The sequence below is a fragment of the Couchioplanes azureus genome (genome assembly GCF_014648355.1).
GTDB classification, from domain to species: Bacteria; Actinomycetota; Actinomycetes; order Mycobacteriales; family Micromonosporaceae; genus Actinoplanes; species Actinoplanes azureus.
Genome location: NZ_BMQY01000038.1, coordinates 1 through 1,087, shown reverse-complemented (window position 1 = coordinate 1,087; position 1,087 = coordinate 1). Strand labels below are relative to the sequence as shown.

The following is a 1,087-nucleotide window of genomic DNA, read 5'->3' as shown; positions in this document are numbered from 1 at the left end:
TCCCTGTAGTGCTCTGCCGCGGGCAAGGCGGCGGGGTTGTGGGATGCGAGGGCCGGGCCTGCCAGGGCACCGGCCCTCGCGCTGTTGTGCGCCTGCGCTTCCGCTGACCCGATGGGCTTTGCAGCGTTAGCGCTGTATTGAGCTGCCTCTGACTCTACAGCAATAGCGCTGTATTGGGAGCGCCCGTTTCCCCGGATGGTGCAGAGCAGATTGCGGGCTAGTTGCGCGGCCTCGGCCGGGCGTCGTCCCAGGCCTTGACCGTGCTGGGCTGCCACGCCGAGACGCGCTTGCCGAACTTGCGCTCCGCTGCTGGGGCCTGTCCCCGAGCAACGTATGCCCGCCAGGTGCTGGCCGAGATACCGAGATAGGCAGCGACATGCTCCGCCGTCCACCAGTCGGTGGGCAGCTCCGCGGGATCGATACGGGTAGGCATCGCCCTGCACGGTAGCGCAGGTGTACAGCACCGGCGCTGTAGCCACGTCGTTGTTCATGGTGAGAGAATCCAGTGATCGACAGGGACCTATCCAGGCCCTGAAAAGGACCTCTTCCGGACCACAGGGGGACATCAGGCGGACCAGGCTTGTGCGCGCGTACGCGCGGGCCTCAGCGTCGAAGGTGACCCGATACGCGGACGTAAGGAGACACCGGTGGCCCACCAGCGCCGCGGCGAACCTCGCACCGTCCTGGAACACCTGGTGCGCGAGATGAACCGCACCTACGAGGAGATGGCCGGCCTGTTCGCCGCGACCGCCCGGGAGGCCCAGGAGACGGCGACGATCACGCCACGGCACCTCGGCCGGCTCGCCCGTGGCGAGCGGCCAGCGGCCAGCACGACGCCGGCGACGCAGCGCGTCCTGACCTTGATGTTCGGGCGCCCGGTGGAAGAACTCCTCAGCCCGTGGGGTCACGACCTGGCACCCGCCCACCAGCCGGCCACAGGCGGCCTGATCCCGTCACCCGGCACCGAAGGAGGACTTCTCGTCATGGCCGCTCAGCGTGCACGTCACTTCTCTGCCATCGCCGGCGAGACCGGCGCCAGTCCGGACGTGGTGGATCTGTTCCGCGATGACGTTCAGCGGCTCGCCAC

General features: G+C 68.5%; 1 protein-coding gene and 1 pseudogene. One reads left to right on the top strand and one right to left on the bottom strand.

The window, feature by feature from the left end:
* Positions 1–217: 217 nt before the first annotated feature.
* The gene (locus IEY99_RS33765; RefSeq protein WP_189208191.1) at positions 218–433 is read right to left on the bottom strand and encodes a helix-turn-helix transcriptional regulator; all 216 of its coding nucleotides are present in this window, start codon (positions 431–433) and stop codon (positions 218–220) included.
* 271 nt (positions 434–704) lie between these two features.
* Here IEY99_RS33765 and IEY99_RS33760 point away from each other — a divergent pair.
* Positions 705–1,087, top strand: a pseudogene (locus IEY99_RS33760) (hypothetical protein); the annotation flags it as partial.

Coding starts and splice junctions, on each gene's coding strand:
- IEY99_RS33765 (WP_189208191.1), bottom strand. CDS start 433: ATGCCTACCCGTATCGATCCCGCGGAGCTGCCCACCGACTGGTGGACG.